The organism is Burkholderia contaminans (genome assembly GCF_029633825.1).
GTDB classification, from domain to species: domain Bacteria; phylum Pseudomonadota; class Gammaproteobacteria; order Burkholderiales; family Burkholderiaceae; genus Burkholderia; species Burkholderia contaminans.
Genome location: NZ_CP090640.1, coordinates 3,753,999 through 3,771,198 on the forward strand (window position 1 = coordinate 3,753,999; position 17,200 = coordinate 3,771,198).

The following is a 17,200-nucleotide window of genomic DNA, read 5'->3' on the forward strand; positions in this document are numbered from 1 at the left end:
AACTCAGGCGGCCTGGCGCAATGCGCCGCCGAGTACGTCGGCGATCGCGTTCGCGACGTGATCGACGTTCGCGTCGTTCAGCCCCGCGATGCACATGCGGCCCGAGCGCAGCAAGTAAACGCCGTGCCCGGTGCGCAGGCGTTCGACGTCGGCGGCGGCGATGCCCGTGTAGCTGAACATCCCGCGCTGCGCGACCAAGGCGTCGAACGAACGCCCGGGCGCGCGCGAGTCGAGCCGCGCCTTCAGCGCACCGCGCATGCGCTTGATGCGCGTGCGCACTTGCGCGACCTCGCCTTCCCAGCGCGCGCGCAGTGCGTCGTCGTTCAGCACCGTCGACACGAGCTGCGCGCCGAACAGCGGCGGGCTCGAATAGGTGCGGCGCACGCCGGCCTGCAGCTGGCTCAACACCGTCGCGGCCTCGCCCGCGCCCGCGCAAACGATCGACAGCCCGCCGACGCGCTCGCCATACAGCGAGAAGTTCTTCGAGAACGAATTGCCGACGATCGCGGGCAGCCCCGCGTCGACGATGGCGCGCACGGCCCACGCGTCGTCGTCGAGACCGTCGCCGAAGCCCTGATAGGCCATGTCGAGGAACGGAATCAGGCCCCGCCGCGCGAGCACGTCGATCACCGCCCGCCACGCATCGCGCCCCAGGTCGAGCCCCGTCGGGTTGTGGCAGCACGGCTGCAGCAGCACGACGCTGCGCGGCGGCAGCGCATCGAGAGTCGCGAGCATCGCGTCGACGCGAATATCGTTGCGCGCTTCGTCGTAGTACGGGTACGTGTGCACGTCGAGGCCGGCCGCCGAGAAGATCACGCGATGGTTGTCCCACGTGGGGTCGCTGATCCAGACCGCGCTGTCCGGGAAGTAGCGCTTCACGAATTCCGCGCCGAGCCGGATCGCACCCGAGCCGCCAAGCGTCTGCAGCGTCGCGATACGCCCTTCCGCGAGCGCCGCGCAGTCCGCGCCGAACACGAGGCGCTGCACGCCCTGCCTGTACGCGGCGAGCCCTTCCATCGGCAGATAGGTGTGCGGAGCGCCGGCTTCGCGCAGGCGCTCGGCCGCGATGCGTGTGCTGTCGAGCACCGGAATCCGGCCCGTGTCGTCGTAGCAGAGGCCGATGCTGAGGTTGACCTTGTGCGGATGCGCGTCCTGCTGGAACGTCTGGAACAGGGACAGGATCGGATCGCCCGGATAGGCGGGAACGTGTGCGTACATGATCGATGAACGAAGGTTGAAAGCGGTGGCGCGCCCCGCGCGGCATGGCGTTGCGCCGGGCCGTGCAGTCGAGGCATGGATCGCATGTTATCGAGGTCGAAATAGAATGAGCTTCATTTTTCGATGACGAATCGAACGCTTTGCAGTAGAGTCTGCGCCAGCCATCTTGAAATTCACGGGATTCTGCGACATGACACTGGACCGAACCGACATGCGCATCCTCCGGCACCTCGAGCGGGACGGACGCATCAGCAACCAGGACCTGGCGAACGCGGTCGCGCTGTCGCCGTCGGCGTGCCTGCGGCGCGTGAAGCTGCTCGAGGAGCGCGGTGCGATTTCCGGGTATCGCTGCACGATCGAGCCAAAGAAGGTCGGTATCGCGTTCGAGGCGCTCGTGCATGTGTCGATGCGGCCCGACGTGCCCGAGTGGCACGACCGGTTCGTGGAGGCTCTCCAGCAGTGGCCGGAAGTCGTCGCGGCGCAGATCGTGACGGGCGGCTCGAACTACGTGCTGACCGTGCGCGCGCGCGACCTCGATCACTACTCCGACTTCGTGATCAACCACCTGCACCGCGCGACGGGCGTGATGTCGATCAACTCGAGCATCGTGCTCGCGACGCTCAAGCGCGACGGGTCGCTCCTCGATCTCGTCGATCAGTCGACGGCCGGCTGACCGTTTTTTGCGGGGTCGTGAAAAATATTTGCAGAAAGGGCTTTACAGACCCTCAAAGCCCTGACATAATTTCAGCTTCTTTGGGCGGTTAGCTCAGCGGTAGAGCACTGCCTTCACACGGCAGGGGTCACTGGTTCGATCCCAGTACCGCCCACCAAAGAATTCAAGGCCCTGCGTCTCACGACGCAGGGCCTTTTCGTTTTGGCGGCGAGTTTGTTGCGCGGCGCGCGCCGCGCAACACCGGCTTACGCTGCGCGCCCCACCCGCTCCGCCGTCGCATCGAACGCGCGCTTCGCCTTGTCGACGATCTCGTCGACCTCCACTTCGCGAATCACGAGCGGCGGCGACAGCAGCATCCGGTCGCCGGTCGCGCGCATGATCAGGTTGCCGTTGAAGCAGAAGTCGCGGCAGATCGTGCCGATATCAACGTTCGCACCGAACCGCTCACGCCGGTCGCGGTTGCGCGCCAGTTGAACGCCCGCGACCAGCCCCGCTCCCGCAATCTCCCCGACGATCGGATGATCGCCCAGCGCATCGCGCAGCCGGCGCTGGAAGTACGGTCCGATGTCGTTCTTCACGCGCTCGACGATCCCTTCGTCGCGCAGCAGCTTCAGGTTCGCGACCGCGACGGCCGCCGCGACCGGGTGGCCCGAGTACGTGAGGCCGTGGTTGAATTCGCCGTTGTCGATGATCGGCCGCGCCACGCGCTCGTGAATGCCGACGGCACCCATCGGCACATAACCCGACGTGAGGCCCTTGGCCATCGTGATGAGATCGGGTTCGAAGCCGAAGTGCTGGTGTGCGAACCATTCGCCGGTACGGCCGAAGCCGCCGATCACTTCGTCGGCCACCAGCAGGATGTCGTACTTGCGGCAGATGCGCTGGATTTCCGGCCAGTACGTCGACGGCGGGAAGATCACGCCGCCCGCGCCCTGGAACGGCTCGCCGATGAATGCAGCGACGTTTTCCGCGCCGAGTTCGAGGATCTTCGCCTCGAGCTGCTGGGCGCGCGCCAGGCCGAACGCTTCCGGCGTTTCGCCGGCCGCTGCTTCACCGAAGAAATACGGCTGGTCGATGTGCACGATGTTCTCGACCTTCGACGGCATCTGCTCGTGCATGTAGCCCATTCCGCCGAGCGTGCCGCCGGCGATCGTCGAGCCGTGATAGCCGTTCTTGCGCGAGATCACATACTTCTTCTGCGGCTGGCCCTGCACGCGCCAGTACTGGTGCACGAGGCGCAGCACGGTGTCGTTGCCTTCCGAGCCGCTGTTGCAGTAGAAGAAGTGGTTGAAGCCGGCAGGCGTGACTTCCGCGAGCATCGCGGAGAGTTCGATCACCGGCGGGTGCGTGGTCTTGAAGAACGTGTTGTAGAACGGCAGTTCCTGGATCTGGCGATACGCGGCGTCGGCGAGTTCCTTGCGGCCGTAGCCGACGTTCACGCACCAGAGGCCGGCCATCCCGTCGATCACCTTGTTGCCGTCCGAGTCCCACAGGTAGACGCCGTCGGCCTTCACGATCACGCGGCTGCCCGCGCGGTTCAGCGCGCCCATGTCCGAGAACGGGTGGATGTGGTGCGCGGCGTCGAGCGCGCGGTATTCGGCGGTCGAGTGCGGCGATGCAGCGTCATTTCGATCGGTCATGTTTCCTCCGGATAACCGTGCCGCACGCTCAGACGTGCAGCAGCAAATGCCTGCGTTCCCACGAGCTGATCACCCGGAAGAACGCTTCGTATTCGGTGTCCTTCAGCGCCAGGTACGCTTTCACGAACTTGTCGCCGAGAATGCCGGCCAGCGGCGTGCAGGCCGCCATCAGCGAGATGCCCTCCTCGAGATTGCGCGGCAGCTGGTACGGCAGGTTGTAGCCGTCCGACGCGATCGGCTCGGTCGGTGCGAGCTGCTGGGTCAAGCCGAGATAGCCGGCCGCGAGCGTCGCGGCGAACGCGAGGTACGGATTGCAGTCGACGCCCGGAATCCGGTTCTCGATACGGCGCGCCGACGCGCCCGACTGCGGAATGCGGAAACCGACCGTCCTGTTGTCGTAGCCCCACTGCACGTTGATCGGTGCCGCCATGAAGCGCGACAGGCGGCGATACGAGTTGATGTACGGCGCGAAGATCGGCATCAGTGCGGGCGTGTACTTCTGCAGCCCCGCGAGATAGCTGTGGAACATCGGCGATACCGCACCGTCCTCGTTGGAGAAGAGGTTGCGCCCCGTACGCGCGTCGGCCAGGCTCTGGTGGATATGCATCGCCGAGCCGGGCTCGTCCTGCATCGGCTTCGCCATGAACGTCGCATACATGTTGTGACGCAGCGCCGCCTCGCGCACCGTGCGCTTGAACAGGAACACCTGGTCGGCGAGCGACAGCGCATCGCCATGCACGAAGTTGATCTCCATCTGCGCTGCGCCGACCTCGTGGATCAGCGTCTCGATATCGAGCCCCTGCATCTCGCAGTATTCGTAGATATCCTCGAACAGCGAATCGAATTCGTTCACGGCCTCGATCGAATACGACTGCCGGCCGGTCTCCGCACGCCCGGTGCGGCCGACGGGCGGGCGCAGCGGCAGGTCGGGATCGGCGTTCATGTCGACGAGATAGAACTCGAGCTCGGGTGCAACGACCGGCTGCCAGCCCTTCTCCTTATACAGGTCGAGCACGCGTCGCAGCACATAGCGCGGCGAGATCTCGACCGGCGAGCCGTCGAAGTGCACGCAGTCGTGGATCACTTGCGCGGTCGGGTCGACGGCCCACGGAATCAGGCAGATCGTCGACGGATCGGGCACGCACACCATGTCGGGGTCGGTCACGCCGGTCAGCGTGCCGTCCTCCGGATAGTCGCCGGTGACGGTCTGCACCATCACGGCCTGCGGCAGTCGCATCGATTCACCGGATTCGAACTTGTTGCGCGGAATGATCTTGCCGCGCGCGATACCGGCCATGTCGGGAATGATCGCCTCGACCTCGGTGATGCGGTGCTGCCGCAGGAATTCACTCAGTTCGGGTTGCATGATCGGCCTCTATCAGTCGACGTCGGATGCGGCCGGCGACGGCATCGCGCCGCCAGCTGCATGAATGCGATGCGTCATGCGCGCGCGGCACGCCGCGCCGAATGCCGCGAAGATGTCGCGCGACAGCGGCTGCTCCGCGTAGCGCCATTCGGGATGCCACTGCACGCCGAGCGCGAACGCGTGCGCGCCGCGCACGCTGACGGCCTCGACCAGCCCGTCGGGCGCACTGGCTTCGACGACGAGCCCCGCACCGAGTTGCGCGATGCCCTGGTCGTGCAGCGAATTGACCGTCGCTTCCTGCGCGCCGCGCGCAACCCGCTGCAGCAGGCCGCCCGGCGCGAACCGCACGACGTGCGCGGGGCCGTACTGCCGTTCGAGCGGATCGGCGGGCCGCTCGCGGTGATCGTCGAAGCCGGTCGTCGCGTGCAGCCGCTGATGCAGCGTGCCGCCATAGGCCACATTCAGCTCCTGCATGCCGCGACAGATTGCGAGCACGGGCACGCCGGCGTCGATCGCCGCACGGATCAGCGGCAGCGCGGTCGCGTCGCGCGCGGGGTCATGCAGCGTGTCGGGTTCGCTCGCGGCGCCGCCATAGTGATGTGGCTCGACGTTCGAATAACTGCCGGTCAACAGCAAGCCGTCGATCGCCGCGACGATCGCGTCGGCCGGCTGGCGCGCGCCGAGCGCGGGCAGCACGAACGCAAGCGCGCCGGCGCCGTCGACGAGCGCGGCCAGGTACTTCTCCCCCGCCGTGTGGTTCGGATGCGCCCCGCGCAGGATGCGGTCGGCGGTGACGGCTACGATCGGGCGCGCACGCATGGGCGGCTCTCCGGCAATTGCGCGCGATGCGTCTGCACGCGGGACGTTGAAGATTCGCGCCGGCACCGCACGCGCGCGCCACGACGTGGCGCATGCCCATGCGTGATCCTGCCGCGCGGACGATGCGGCAACGGGCGGTGCGACCCGGAACGGAAGCGGAAAACGACGCTAGGGCAACAACGATGCGCTGCCGTCGCACTGCACCGCGCTGAACACGTGCGCGGACACGAGATTGAAGCGGCGCACGCCGCGATCGGAAATGGCGAAGAAGCGAGGCTCGCGTAAAGGGGCGGCACGCGTGCCGCGATCAGCATGCCGGATCGGCCCGGCCTGAGGCGGCGCGCCCGCCGACGGACTTCGCGTCCGGCGTATCGAAGGGCTGGCGGCTTTCACGATCGTACTCGACTGACGGATGAATGCAGGACACGTGTCGCGATCAAGCGCATGCGGCAATGCCGCGCGGCGACACGTCGGCAAGGTGTCTCGCAGCGCATTCCGACGCGGTGCGGCCACGATCGATGGCCCCGCCGCACGTGCGCGCGTGACGACTTCCTGACATTCAGCTTATATCAACTAAAAATTGCGTCAAATTTTCAGGTGCCGATGACGACATCGATCAGACGAAAGCCATACGAAAAAAACGGCATCGATCCCGTGGATCGATGCCGTGTTGTGCATTGCATCGGTGCGGCACGCTGCGTGCCGGCGGGCCGTGACGCGCCCGCTGCGCCGCGCTGCCGCATCCATGCGGCCCGCGCTCAACGATGCGCGAGCGCGGTTTCGACGAGCGTCTGCAATAGCGGCACAATCCGCGCCGCACGCGCTTCGTCATACGCGTAAGGACGCGTCTCTTCCATGTAGGTGATCTGCGAGAGCTCGAGCTGCACGGCCTCGACGCCGGTAGCGGGCACGCCGTAGTGACGCGTGATGTAGCCGCCCTTGAAGCGCCCGTTCGCGACCGCCGTATAGCCGCCATGTTCGAGCACGCGCGCGGCCAGCGCCTCGGCCAGGCCCGGCGCGGCACTCGCGCCGCTCGACGTACCGAAGTTGAAGTCGGGCAGCCGGCCGTCGAAGAAGCGCGGCACGTGCGAGCGGATCGAATGCGCTTCCCACACGAGCACGCGGCCGTGCTCGCGCTTCAGGCGTGCCACCTCGCCTTGCAGCGCCTCGTGATACGGCAGCCAGTAGCGATCGCGGCGACGCATGATCTCGTCGTTGCCGGGCAGCGCGTTCGCCGGATACAGCGGCGCCTTGTCGAACGTATCGACCGGCACGAGCCCGGTCGTGTCCTGCCCCGGGTACAGGTTCTCGTTGTCGGGCGGCCGGTTCAGGTCGACGACGTAACGCGCATGCGACGGTACGAGGATCGATGCGCCGAGGTCGGCCGCGAATCCATACAGCCGTTCGAGATGCCAGTCGCAATCGTCGACGAAACGCGCATCGGCCGTCATCGTCGCGGCGATGTCGTCGGGGATGTGCGTGCCTGCGTGCGGAATCGAGATCAGCAGCGGCAGCGCGCCCTGCTTCAGCGTGAATACAGCCGGTTGTTCAGTCATGTCGCATCACCGTTGGAGGTCTGCCGGCGCACGCTTGCGGCGTGCGCCGGTTGCGCGCATCAGCGCAGCAGTTGCGCCAGCGCGGCGCGGTAGTCGGCATACGCGGCGGCTTCGTCGCGATGACGGCGGCCGCTCACGACGCGCTCGCCGCCCGTGTAGACGTCGAGCACCGGCGTCTCGCCGTGCTCCGCGAACACGATACCCGACAACCACGACGTGTTGTCGTGTTCGGCGATCGCCGGATGATCGGGATCGAGCACGAGCCAGTCCGCGCGGCACCCTTCTTGCAGCGCACCGACGCGCCGCCCGCTGGCCTGTGCGCCGCCCGCGAGCGACGCGTCGAACAGGCGATCGGCGACATGCGCCTGCGTGTCGCTCGCCAGCACGTTGCGCGCGCGATGCACGAGCCGTTGCCCGTATTCGAGCAGGCGCAGCTCGGAGCGCCAGTCGACCGACGCGTGGCTGTCCGAGCCGACGCCGATCACGCCGCCCTGCGCGAGATAGTCGACAGCGGGGAACACGCCGTCGCCGAGGTTCGCTTCGGTCGTCAGGCACAGGCCGGCGACCGCGCGACGCTTCGCGAGCGCTGCCGTTTCGGCCGCGTCGACGTGCGTCGCATGTACGAGACACCAGCGCGCATCGACGTCGAAACGATCGAGCAGCCACTGCACGGGGCGCGCGCCGTACGCACGCACGCAATCGTCGACTTCGGCCGTCTGCTCGGCGATATGGATATGCACGGGCGCATCGCCGGGCAGCCCGTCGAGCAGCACGCGCAAGCCGTTTTCGGATACCGCCCGCAGCGAGTGCGGTGCCACGCCGTAGCGCAGCCCGCCGTGCTCCGGCGTCACGCGGCGCATCGCGTCGAGCAGTTCGAGCAGGCCGTCGGGCGTATTGATGAAGCGGCGCTGGTCGTCACGCGGCGGCTTGTCGCCGAAGCCGGCGAACTGGTACGACACCGGCAGCATCGTGATGCCGATGCCGGCCGCGCGCGCGGCGTCGATCACGCGCGTGCCGAGTTCCGCGATCTGCGGATAGCGCGAACCGTCCTGCGTGTGGTGCACGTAGTGGAATTCGCACACCGACGTGTAGCCGCACTTGAGCATCTCGACATACAGCCAGCGCGCGATCGCCGCGAGCGCGTCGGGCGTGATCTTCAGCGCGAAGCGGTACATCAGGTCGCGCCAGCTCCAGAAGCTGTCGGCCGGATTCGCGCGATATTCGGTGAGCCCCGCCATCGCGCGCTGGAACGCGTGCGAATGCAGGTTCGGCATGCCGGGCAGCACGGGCCCGGCCGCGCGCGCGACGCCCGCCGGTGCGTCGGTGTCGGGCGTCACGCCGGTCAGCGTGCCGGCCGCGTCCCAACGCAGCAGTACGTTACGGCGCCAGCCATCGGGCAGGTACGCATGGTCTGCAAACAACGTGGTGTCGGTCATGAGGCTATCCATTCATCCGGCGAAACACGGTCGTGCCGCCGCGTACGACCTGCTCGCACAGCGGCCGGCCGATCCAGTAGGCGAGCTCCGCCAGCGAGCCGACCGACCACGCGGCGAAGTCGGCCTGGCGACCGACCTCGAGCGCGCCGTGGCGATCCGCGCGGCCGAGCGCCGCGGCCGCATGGCACGTGACGCCCTGCAGCACCTCGGGCACCGTCATGCGGAACAGCGTGCAGCCCATGTTCAACGTCAGCAGCAGCGATTCGAGTGGCGACGTGCCGGGATTGTGATCGGTCGCGAGCGCGATCGGTACGCCGTGCTTGCGCAGCAGTTCGATCGGCGGCAGTTGCGTCTCGCGGATGAAGTAGTACGCGCCGGGCAGCAGCACGGCAACCGTACCGGCTGCCTTCATCGCCTCGATGCCCGCTTCGTCGAGAAATTCGAGGTGATCGGCGGACAGCGCGCGATAACGCGCGGCAAGCGCCGTGCCGCCCGCATTCGACAGTTGCTCCGCATGCAGCTTCACGGGCAGCCCGCGCCGCGTCGCGGCCTCGAACACGCGCTCGGTCTGCGCGAGCGAAAAGCCGATGCGTTCGCAGAACACGTCGACCGCGTCGACGAGCCCTTCGTCGGCCAGCGCCGGCAGCATCCGGTCGCACACTTCGTCGATGTACGCATCCGCACGGCCCGCATATTCGGGCGGCAACGCGTGCGCGCCGAGGAAGGTCGTGTAGACGGTGACCGGAAAGCGTTCGCCGAGCTGGCGCGCGACGCGCAGCATCTTGCGTTCGCTCGCGAGGTCGAGCCCGTAGCCCGACTTGATCTCGATCGCGGTCACGCCTTCGGCGAGCAGCGGCTGCAGGCGTGCCGCGGCCTGCACGAACAGCGTCGTCTCGTCGGCCGCGCGCGTCGCGCGCACCGTCGACACGATCCCGCCGCCCTGCCGCGCGATTTCCTCGTAGCTCACGCCCGCGAGGCGCTGCGCGAATTCGTCGGCACGCGTGCCGCCGTACACGAGGTGCGTATGGCAGTCGACGAGGCCCGGCGTCACCCACGCGCCGTGCAGATCCTCGCGCCGCCAGTGGGCGTAACCGTGCGGGAGCGCGGACACCGCGCCGAGCCAGACGATCGTGCCGGTTTCGTCGACGGCGATCGCCGCGTCGTCGATCGTCTCGTCAGGATGGCCGTGCGGACACAGCCTCAGGTGATGCCAGACAGTCGGTTTCATGCGTTCAGTCTCGTTCGCCGATGGCGAGCGACACGGCGAGCAACGCGCCGCTACCGCTCACGACGACGTCAAACGCACGCCGCGGCCCGTCGAGCCGCAGCGTGTCCATTTCTTCCAGTGTGTAGCGCGTGCCGTCGATTTCGACGGCGACCTCGCCGGCCGCGCAATGCAGCAGCACGGTATCGGCATGCTCGATGCGGTGCGCGCCTGCACGCCATACGTCGAGCGCGCCGCGCGCGGCCGAACGGCGCGTCATCAGGTTGAAGTCGCGCGTGGCGCCATCGTGCAGCGTCGCGTCGATCGCCGCTTCCCCCGCAAAATCCGCGCGGGCCAGCGGAGCGTCGAGCACGTGGCGTGCGCCGCCTTCCTCGGCGAGCGTCATGCCCGCGCCGGACAGCAGCACGAGCGTGCGGTCGATTCCGTCGAAACGCGAGAACGGCCCGGCCGTGCCGACGTCGGCGACGCTCACGCGCCACGCGAACGCGTCGAGCGCGGCGCCCGGCGGAAACGCGCCGATTTCGCGCGTCACGCCGCCGCCGTTCTTCCATGGCGACGCGACGAGATCCGCTGCGCGGATCAGCGCGGCGGCCAGCGTCGCGTTCACCGGCGCCTGGTGGAGCGCCGTCATGCTCAGCGGCCGAGCATCGGCAGCTTCAGGCCGGCTTCGCGGGCCGTCTGCTGCGCGAGTTCGTAGCCGGCATCCGCATGGCGCATCACGCCCGTCGCCGGGTCGTTCAGAAGCACGCGGCCGAGACGCTCGTGCGCTTCGGCGGTGCCGTCGGCGACGATCACGACACCCGAGTGCTGCGAGAAGCCCATGCCGACGCCGCCGCCATGGTGCAGCGACACCCACGATGCGCCGCCTGCGGTGTTCAGCAGTGCGTTCAGGAGCGGCCAGTCGCTCACGGCGTCCGAACCGTCCTTCATCGCTTCCGTCTCGCGGTTCGGGCTCGCGACCGAACCGGTGTCGAGGTGGTCGCGGCCGATCACGATCGGGGCCTTCAGCTCGCCGTTCTTGACCATCTCGTTGAACGCCTGGCCGAGGCGATAGCGATCCTTCACGCCGACCCAGCAGATCCGTGCCGGCAGGCCCTGGAACGCGATGCGCTCACGCGCCATGTCGAGCCAGTTGTGCAGGTGCGGATCGTCGGGGATCAGCTCCTTCACCTTCTGGTCGGTCTTGTAGATGTCTTCCGGATCGCCCGACAGCGCGACCCAGCGGAACGGGCCCTTGCCTTCGCAGAACAGCGGGCGGATGTACGCCGGCACGAAGCCCGGGAAGTCGAATGCGTTCTCGACGCCCATTTCCAGCGCCATCTGGCGGATGTTGTTGCCGTAGTCGAGCGTCGCCGCGCCGCGTTCCTGCAGCGCGAGCATCGCGCGCACCTGGACGGCCATCGACTGCTTCGCGACCTTCACGATGCTCTGCGGATCGACCTTCTGCGCTTCGCGCCATTGCGCGACGGTCCAGCCTTGCGGCAGGTAGCCGTTGATCGGATCGTGCGCGCTCGTCTGGTCGGTCACGCAGTCCGGCGTGATGCCGCGCGTGACGAGTTCCGCGAACACGTCGGCCGCGTTGCCGAGCAGGCCGATCGACACCGGCTTGCCGGTGCGCTTGGCTTCCTCGATCATGCCGAGCGCCTCGTCGAGCGTCGTCGCCTTCTTGTCGACGTAGCGCGTCTTCAGGCGGAAGTCGATGCGCGTCTCGTCGCATTCGACCGCGATCATCGAGAAACCGGCCATCGTCGCGGCCAGCGGCTGCGCGCCGCCCATGCCGCCCAGGCCGCCCGTCAGGATCCAGCGGCCCGACGGATCGCCGTTGAAGTGCTGGTTCGCGACCGAGAAGAACGTTTCATAGGTGCCCTGAACGATGCCCTGGCTGCCGATGTAGATCCAGCTGCCGGCCGTCATCTGGCCGTACATCATCAGGCCCTTGCGATCGAGCTCGTGGAAGTGATCCCAGTTCGCCCAGTGCGGCACGAGGTTCGAGTTCGCGAGCAGCACGCGCGGCGCATCCTTGTGCGTGCGGAACACACCGACCGGCTTGCCCGACTGGATCAGCAGCGTCTCGTTCTCTTCGAGATCCTTCAGCGACGCGAGGATCTGGTCGTAGCATTCCCAGTTGCGTGCTGCGCGGCCGATGCCGCCGTACACGACGAGCGCATGCGGATGCTCGGCGACTTCCGGGTCGAGGTTGTTCTGGATCATCCGGTAGGCCGCTTCGGCCAGCCAGGTCTTGCAGACTTTCTCGCTGCCGCGCGGCGCGCGGATCGTGCGCGTCGGATCGAGACGGGGATCGATGTGTTTCGGATGGTTCATGACGACTGCTCCCGAAGGAAAATGAATATCAAATAGGAATCAGAAATGCCCGGTGAAGCGATAACGGCTGCCGGGATGCCACAAATTCGCCACCGAGGCGACGACGCCCTGCGACCAGGTGCGTCGATGTAAAACCAGACACGGCTCGACGTCGTCCATCCGCAGCTGCTCGCGCCGCTCCGGCGCCGGGGCCGCCGCTTCGATCCGGTACTCGACGCGCTGCAGCGGAGCCGCGCGCATCAGGTACAGGTTCGGCGTCGTGTTCGTGAAATCCTGCTCGGCGTAATCCGGCGCGACCGCCGGATTCACCCATCGTTCTTCGAGCTGCACGGGCTCGTCATTCTCGAAGTGCAGCACCTGCGAATGAAACAGCTTCGTGCGCACGGCCACCTGCATCTCGTCGGCGAGCGCCTCGTCGGCGCGGATCGTGTCGAGGCCGAGCACGCTGGCGTGGTACGCATGCCCGCGTGCACCGACTTCCTCCGAGATGCTGCGGATCGCCACCAGCGTCGACTCGTACTTCGGCCGCGCGACGTAGGTGCCCGCCCCCTTCATGCGCGTGAGCACCTGCTCGGCCGTCAACTCGCGCAGCGCGCGGTTGACGGTCATGCGCGCCACCTTGAATTCGCGCGCCAGCTCGTTCTCGGACGGCACCTGGTCGCCCTCCTCCCACTCGCCTGCGTGGATGCGGGCCAGGATGAAATCCTTGATCTCCTGGTAGACCGGCGCGCTCATGGGCTTACTGTTCCGACGCGAACGAGAACGGCGCCACCTTCGCGAACGCGCGCTCGCCGACCAGCTTGGCGATCACGGCGATATCCGGTGCGAAGTAGTGGTCGAGCTCGTAGTGCGCAACCTTGCTGCGGATCGTTTCCATCACCGGCGCCAGCTTCGGGCTCGTGTGGTACGGCGCGCGCAGGTCGACGCCTTGTGCGGCGGCCAGCAGTTCGATCGCGAGGATGTGCTTCGTGTTGTCCGCGATGTCGGCGAGCTTGCGTGCGGCGAACGTCGCCATCGACACGTGGTCTTCCTGGTTCGCCGAGGTCGGCAGCGAGTCGACCGAGGCCGGGTGCGCGAGCGTCTTGTTTTCCGACGCGAGGGCGGCCGCCGTCACGTGGGCGATCATGAAGCCCGAGTTCACGCCGCCGTCCCGCACGAGGAACGGGGGCAGGCCCGACAGCGTCGCATCGATCAGCAGCGCGATGCGGCGTTCGGCCAGCGCGCCGATTTCCGCTGCGGCGAGCGCGAGGTTGTCGGCCGCGAACGCGACGGGTTCGGCGTGGAAGTTGCCGCCCGACAGCACTTCGCCGGTATCCGGGAAGATCAGCGGGTTGTCCGACACGGCGTTCGCTTCGACCAGCAGCACGTCGGCCGCATGGCGCATCTGGTCCAGGCACGCGCCCATCACCTGCGGCTGGCAGCGCAGGCTGTACGGGTCCTGCACCTTGTCGCAGTCGCGGTGCGACTGGTTGATCGGCGAGCCTTCGAGCAGGTCGCGATACGACGCGGCCGCGTCGATCTGGCCCTGGTGGCCGCGCAGTTCATGAATGCGTGCGTCGAACGGCTTCACCGAGCCGGCAGCCGCGTCGACCGACAACGCGCCTGCGACGAGCGCGGTGCGGTACAGGTCTTCGATCGCGAACATGTTGTCGAGCGCCAGCGCGGTCGATGCCTGCGTGCCGTTCAGCAGCGCCAGGCCTTCCTTCGCCTGCAGCGTCAGCGGCGCGAGGCCGGCAACGCGCAGGCCGTCGAGTGCGCTTGCGCGCTCGCCGCGGATGAACACTTCGCCGACGCCCAGCAGCACGGCCGACATGTGCGCGAGCGGTGCCAGGTCGCCCGATGCGCCGACCGAGCCCTTCACCGGGATCAGCGGCAGCACGTCCGCGTTGAACAGCGTGATCAGCGCGTCCATCACTTCGCGGCGGATGCCCGAGTGGCCGCGGCCGAGGCTCGACAGCTTCAGCGCCATCAGCAGGCGCACCGACGAGCGTGCCATCGGCTCGCCCACGCCGACCGCGTGCGACAGCACGAGGTTCTTCTGCAGCAGTTCGAGCTGGTCGTGCGGGATGTGCGTGCTGGCCAGGCGGCCGAAGCCCGTGTTGATGCCGTAGGCCGGCTCGCCCTTCGCGGCGATGTCGGCAACGGCCTTCGCGCCGGCGTCGATCTTCGCGAAGCTCGCCGGGTCGAGCTTGAGCTGCACGGATTCGCGAGCGATCTGGCGCAGTTGCGGGAGGGTCAGGTGGCCGGGGGTCAACGTAATCATGTGAGCAATCCTGTCTAGACAAGTTCGGAATGGATTGAAGTGTAGCCACGCCAACTTGTCTAGACAACCCGTATTTCACTGATTTCGACTCGGGAGTTTCCCTGATGCCCGGCACGGGCCGCCGGCTCGGCCCGCGTGATCCGGCGCTTAACACGCGTTGCAATTATTTTATTTTTGGCAACGTCCGGATCATCGTCCGCCGTGGGGGACCGCCATGCCCTTCCCATCACGATTCGCCGCCCCGCTCGGCCGCCCCTTGCCGTTCGCCGCGTGCGTACTCGCGCGCGGCGCGTCGCTGGCCGCGAAGCCGGCCGACCGGCGGATCGTCGGCACGCCGCAATCGTCGGAAACCTACCGGTGCATGCTGCGCAAGGGCGATCCGCCGTTCAAGACGCTCGTCGGCGGCGTGCTCGTGCAGTTGATGAAGCGCGGCGAGATCGACGCGCTGTGCGACCAGCGGTTCACGAAGCCGGTGCCGCCGAAGGGGCTGTCGTTCGACTTCGCGATGAGCGACGTGATCGATGCGCGCCATGCGGCGCCGAACGACGCGCCGCTCGAGTGAGCGCCGCGCACCGACCGCGGCTCACGCACGCGTCCATGCGACGCACGCCGCATAGCCGGGCGCCGCGTCGAACCACGCCGCATCGAACGCCGCGACGCCGGCGGCGGGCGCGGCCGGCTCGACGATCGTCGTCGCGGGGTCGCGCCATCGCGCGGCGGCATGACCGCGAACGCGCTCAGCCCGCCGACGATGCCCGTGCCGAGCGCCTTGAGCAGCGCCTCCTTCGCACACCAGACGCGCATGAATGCGCCGGCGCGCATGTCAAGCGGCAGGCTGTCGAGATAGGCGGCCTCGGCCGGCGCGCAAACTTCGCGCGTCAGCGCGCGCCAGTCGGTCGCGCGGTTGCAGCGCTCGATATCGACGCCCACGCGGCCGCCGGGAGCCCACGCAAGCAGCGCATGGTCGCCCGCGTGCGACACGTTGAAGTCGAGCGAGGCACGATGAGCACCGTCCAGCGACGGTCGCCCCGAGGCGTCGACGACGATCGCCACCGCCTGCGGCGCGATGCCGAGGGCCGTGCCGAGCACGTCGCGCAGTGCGGCACGCGTCGCGGCGCTGCGCACCGCATCCTCATGCCGCATGAAGCGCGCGGCCCGCGCGCGCTCGTCATCGCTGAGTGCCGCATATGCGGGCGACGCAAGCGGCAAGCGCCAGTCGAAATCGACGCGCGCGATCTGCACGCCGGCGCGCGACGCGGCGAGCGGCGCGTCGAGCCGCTGCATGCGCCAGGCGCGGGGAATGTCGGACGGAGAAGCGGAATCGAGCGGGACGGGCATCGACGTGCGGCGGCGGTGGAAGGAAACGTCCGATGTTAATCGATCAGGCGGCATGGCGAACCGTTACGGCCCGCCGGCGTCGATGCTGCCGGCACTAAACGCAACGCTGACGCTCGTTGTGCTCGCGGCAGGCACCGGCGCGTGACGCGGCCGCCCGCTCAACCGTTCGCGGCAGCGCCCGGCACGCCGCTGCGGGGCCCCCGCCCGCGCGATGCCGGGTGAAGCGCATGCACTTTGCCCGGCGCATCGGCCGGCAGCACGCCGTGCTGCAGCCAGTAGAGCGCGAGCGGCCACAGTGTTTCGGTGAAGCGGCTGTGGAAAAACGCGAAATGGCCGATCGCGTCGACGCCGATGTCGGCCGGCGCGATCCGCAGATGCGTGACGTCGCTGCCCGTGTAGTAGCCGAGCAGCCGCTCGATCGCCTCGACCGTGCCGAACCCGTCGTCGTCGAGACCGATCGCGAGCATCGGCGCCGACAACCCCGCGAAGCGGGCCGGCAACGCGGCGCGGGTCGCGGCGGGTTCGGCGAGCGGGCCGCTCGTATAGCCCTCCTCGAACCGCGCCTGCGAGCGGACCCACGACAACGCGACGCCGCGCGGCGTGTCCTCCATCCAGCCGAGCCGCTTCGCGGGCACGTAGCCGAACACGGCCGCGAGCACCGGCATCGCGACGTGCCACTTCCACCACATGCGCCGCCGCTCGGCCGGCCGGTAATCGCGCCAGTACGCATACTGCGCGCCGACCGTCACCGCATGCCGCACGTGGACGTTCGATGCGGCGAGCCCGAGCGCGAACCCGCCGATGCTGTGCGCGACGACGTCGATCGGCTGGCCCGGAAACGCGTCGCGTACGTAGTGCAGCGCGGCTTCGCAATCGAGCCGCCCCCAGTCGAGCCAGTTCGCGCGCAGCTTCGCGAGCTGCGCCGGGCGCGACCCGCCGATGCCGCGATAGTCGTAGACGAGCACGTCGCGCCCGTGCGCGAACAGCCAGGCCGCAAAACGAAAGTAGTAGTCGCAACGCACCGACGTCGCGCAATTGACGACCGTCACGGGGCGCGTGACACCACCGCCGCGATGGCGCCATACATGGCCGCGCAATGCGTAGCCGTCGGCCGCGCGCAGCGTCACCGGCTCGGGAGGCAATGCGTCCGCCGCGCGGGTGGCCTGCGTCATTTCACTGCCTTCGTTCGAAATCGTCATCGTGTCTCCGGTCCCATGCTTCGCGGTCCGTCCGGGTCAGCGCCGCGGTGCCCGCTCGTGCTTTGCGGCCGGCCAACGTGTCAACGGACGAGCGCCTGCTCCCGCGCCGTCCTTCACCGCCCGCACCAGCCTCCATTGAACTTGA

Annotated in this window: 13 protein-coding genes, 1 tRNA gene and 2 pseudogenes; 3 read left to right on the forward strand and 13 right to left on the reverse strand. The window is 68.1% G+C overall.

Annotated features, from left to right (window positions below):
- Positions 1-3: 3 nt before the first annotated feature.
- Positions 4-1,218, reverse strand: a complete 1,215-nt coding sequence (locus LXE91_RS17460; protein WP_039364845.1) for an amino acid aminotransferase — start codon at positions 1,216-1,218, stop codon at positions 4-6.
- Positions 1,219-1,408: 190 nt separating this feature from the next.
- On the opposite strand from LXE91_RS17460, the gene LXE91_RS17465 reads away from it, so the two are divergent.
- Both LXE91_RS17465 and LXE91_RS17470 read left to right on the forward strand, forming a co-directional pair.
- Positions 1,409-1,891: an Lrp/AsnC family transcriptional regulator gene (locus LXE91_RS17465; protein WP_039364848.1), complete on the forward strand. Its 483-nt coding sequence runs from the start codon at positions 1,409-1,411 to the stop codon at positions 1,889-1,891.
- An 82-nt stretch (positions 1,892-1,973) separates the two neighbouring features.
- Positions 1,974-2,048: transfer RNA gene (locus LXE91_RS17470), tRNA-Val, on the forward strand.
- 88 nt (positions 2,049-2,136) lie between these two features.
- On the opposite strand, the gene LXE91_RS17475 is transcribed toward LXE91_RS17470, so the two are convergent.
- From LXE91_RS17475 to hutH, 10 genes are all read right to left on the reverse strand, one after another.
- On the reverse strand, positions 2,137-3,531 hold the full coding sequence (locus LXE91_RS17475; RefSeq protein WP_046543564.1) for an aspartate aminotransferase family protein: 1,395 nt from the start codon (positions 3,529-3,531) through the stop codon (positions 2,137-2,139).
- Positions 3,532-3,559: 28 nt separating this feature from the next.
- The gene (locus tag LXE91_RS17480; RefSeq protein WP_039369321.1) at positions 3,560-4,897 is read right to left on the reverse strand and encodes a glutamine synthetase family protein; all 1,338 of its coding nucleotides are present in this window, start codon (positions 4,895-4,897) and stop codon (positions 3,560-3,562) included.
- A 12-nt stretch (positions 4,898-4,909) separates the two neighbouring features.
- Complete coding sequence (locus LXE91_RS17485) at positions 4,910-5,716, reverse strand: gamma-glutamyl-gamma-aminobutyrate hydrolase family protein (RefSeq protein WP_039369324.1); 807 nt, start codon at positions 5,714-5,716, stop codon at positions 4,910-4,912.
- A 758-nt stretch (positions 5,717-6,474) separates the two neighbouring features.
- Entirely contained in the window at positions 6,475-7,272 is a 798-nt protein-coding gene (gene hutG, locus LXE91_RS17490) for an N-formylglutamate deformylase (protein ID WP_039369327.1), read from the reverse strand.
- 59 nt (positions 7,273-7,331) lie between these two features.
- Positions 7,332-8,708: a formimidoylglutamate deiminase gene (locus tag LXE91_RS17495; protein ID WP_039369330.1), complete on the reverse strand. Its 1,377-nt coding sequence runs from the start codon at positions 8,706-8,708 to the stop codon at positions 7,332-7,334.
- 4 nt (positions 8,709-8,712) lie between these two features.
- Entirely contained in the window at positions 8,713-9,936 is a 1,224-nt protein-coding gene (gene hutI / locus LXE91_RS17500) for an imidazolonepropionase (RefSeq protein ID WP_039369333.1), read from the reverse strand.
- Between the two features lie 4 nt (positions 9,937-9,940).
- Entirely contained in the window at positions 9,941-10,564 is a 624-nt protein-coding gene (locus LXE91_RS17505) for a HutD/Ves family protein (protein WP_039369336.1), read from the reverse strand.
- Between the two features lie 2 nt (positions 10,565-10,566).
- Positions 10,567-12,255 carry a urocanate hydratase gene (gene hutU, locus LXE91_RS17510; RefSeq protein ID WP_039369338.1) on the reverse strand — a complete coding sequence of 563 codons (1,689 nt, stop codon included), beginning with the start codon at positions 12,253-12,255 and terminating at the stop codon, positions 10,567-10,569.
- Positions 12,256-12,294: 39 nt separating this feature from the next.
- Positions 12,295-12,990: a histidine utilization repressor gene (hutC, locus tag LXE91_RS17515; protein WP_039369341.1), complete on the reverse strand. Its 696-nt coding sequence runs from the start codon at positions 12,988-12,990 to the stop codon at positions 12,295-12,297.
- A 4-nt stretch (positions 12,991-12,994) separates the two neighbouring features.
- Positions 12,995-14,518, reverse strand: coding sequence for a histidine ammonia-lyase (hutH, locus tag LXE91_RS17520; protein ID WP_039369342.1), 1,524 nt, complete (start codon positions 14,516-14,518; stop codon positions 12,995-12,997).
- A gap of 286 nt (positions 14,519-14,804) precedes the next feature.
- On the opposite strand from hutH, the pseudogene LXE91_RS17525 reads away from it, so the two are divergent.
- Positions 14,805-15,080 (forward strand): annotated as a pseudogene (locus LXE91_RS17525) (amino acid ABC transporter substrate-binding protein); the annotation flags it as partial.
- A 21-nt stretch (positions 15,081-15,101) separates the two neighbouring features.
- On the opposite strand, the pseudogene LXE91_RS17530 reads toward LXE91_RS17525, so the two are convergent.
- Positions 15,102-15,856 (reverse strand): annotated as a pseudogene (locus tag LXE91_RS17530) (4'-phosphopantetheinyl transferase family protein).
- A 158-nt stretch (positions 15,857-16,014) separates the two neighbouring features.
- Positions 16,015-17,055 (reverse strand): alpha/beta hydrolase family protein, encoded by a 1,041-nt coding sequence (locus LXE91_RS17535; protein WP_039369351.1) that lies wholly within the window; start codon positions 17,053-17,055, stop codon positions 16,015-16,017.
- Between the last annotated feature and the right edge of the window lie 145 nt (positions 17,056-17,200).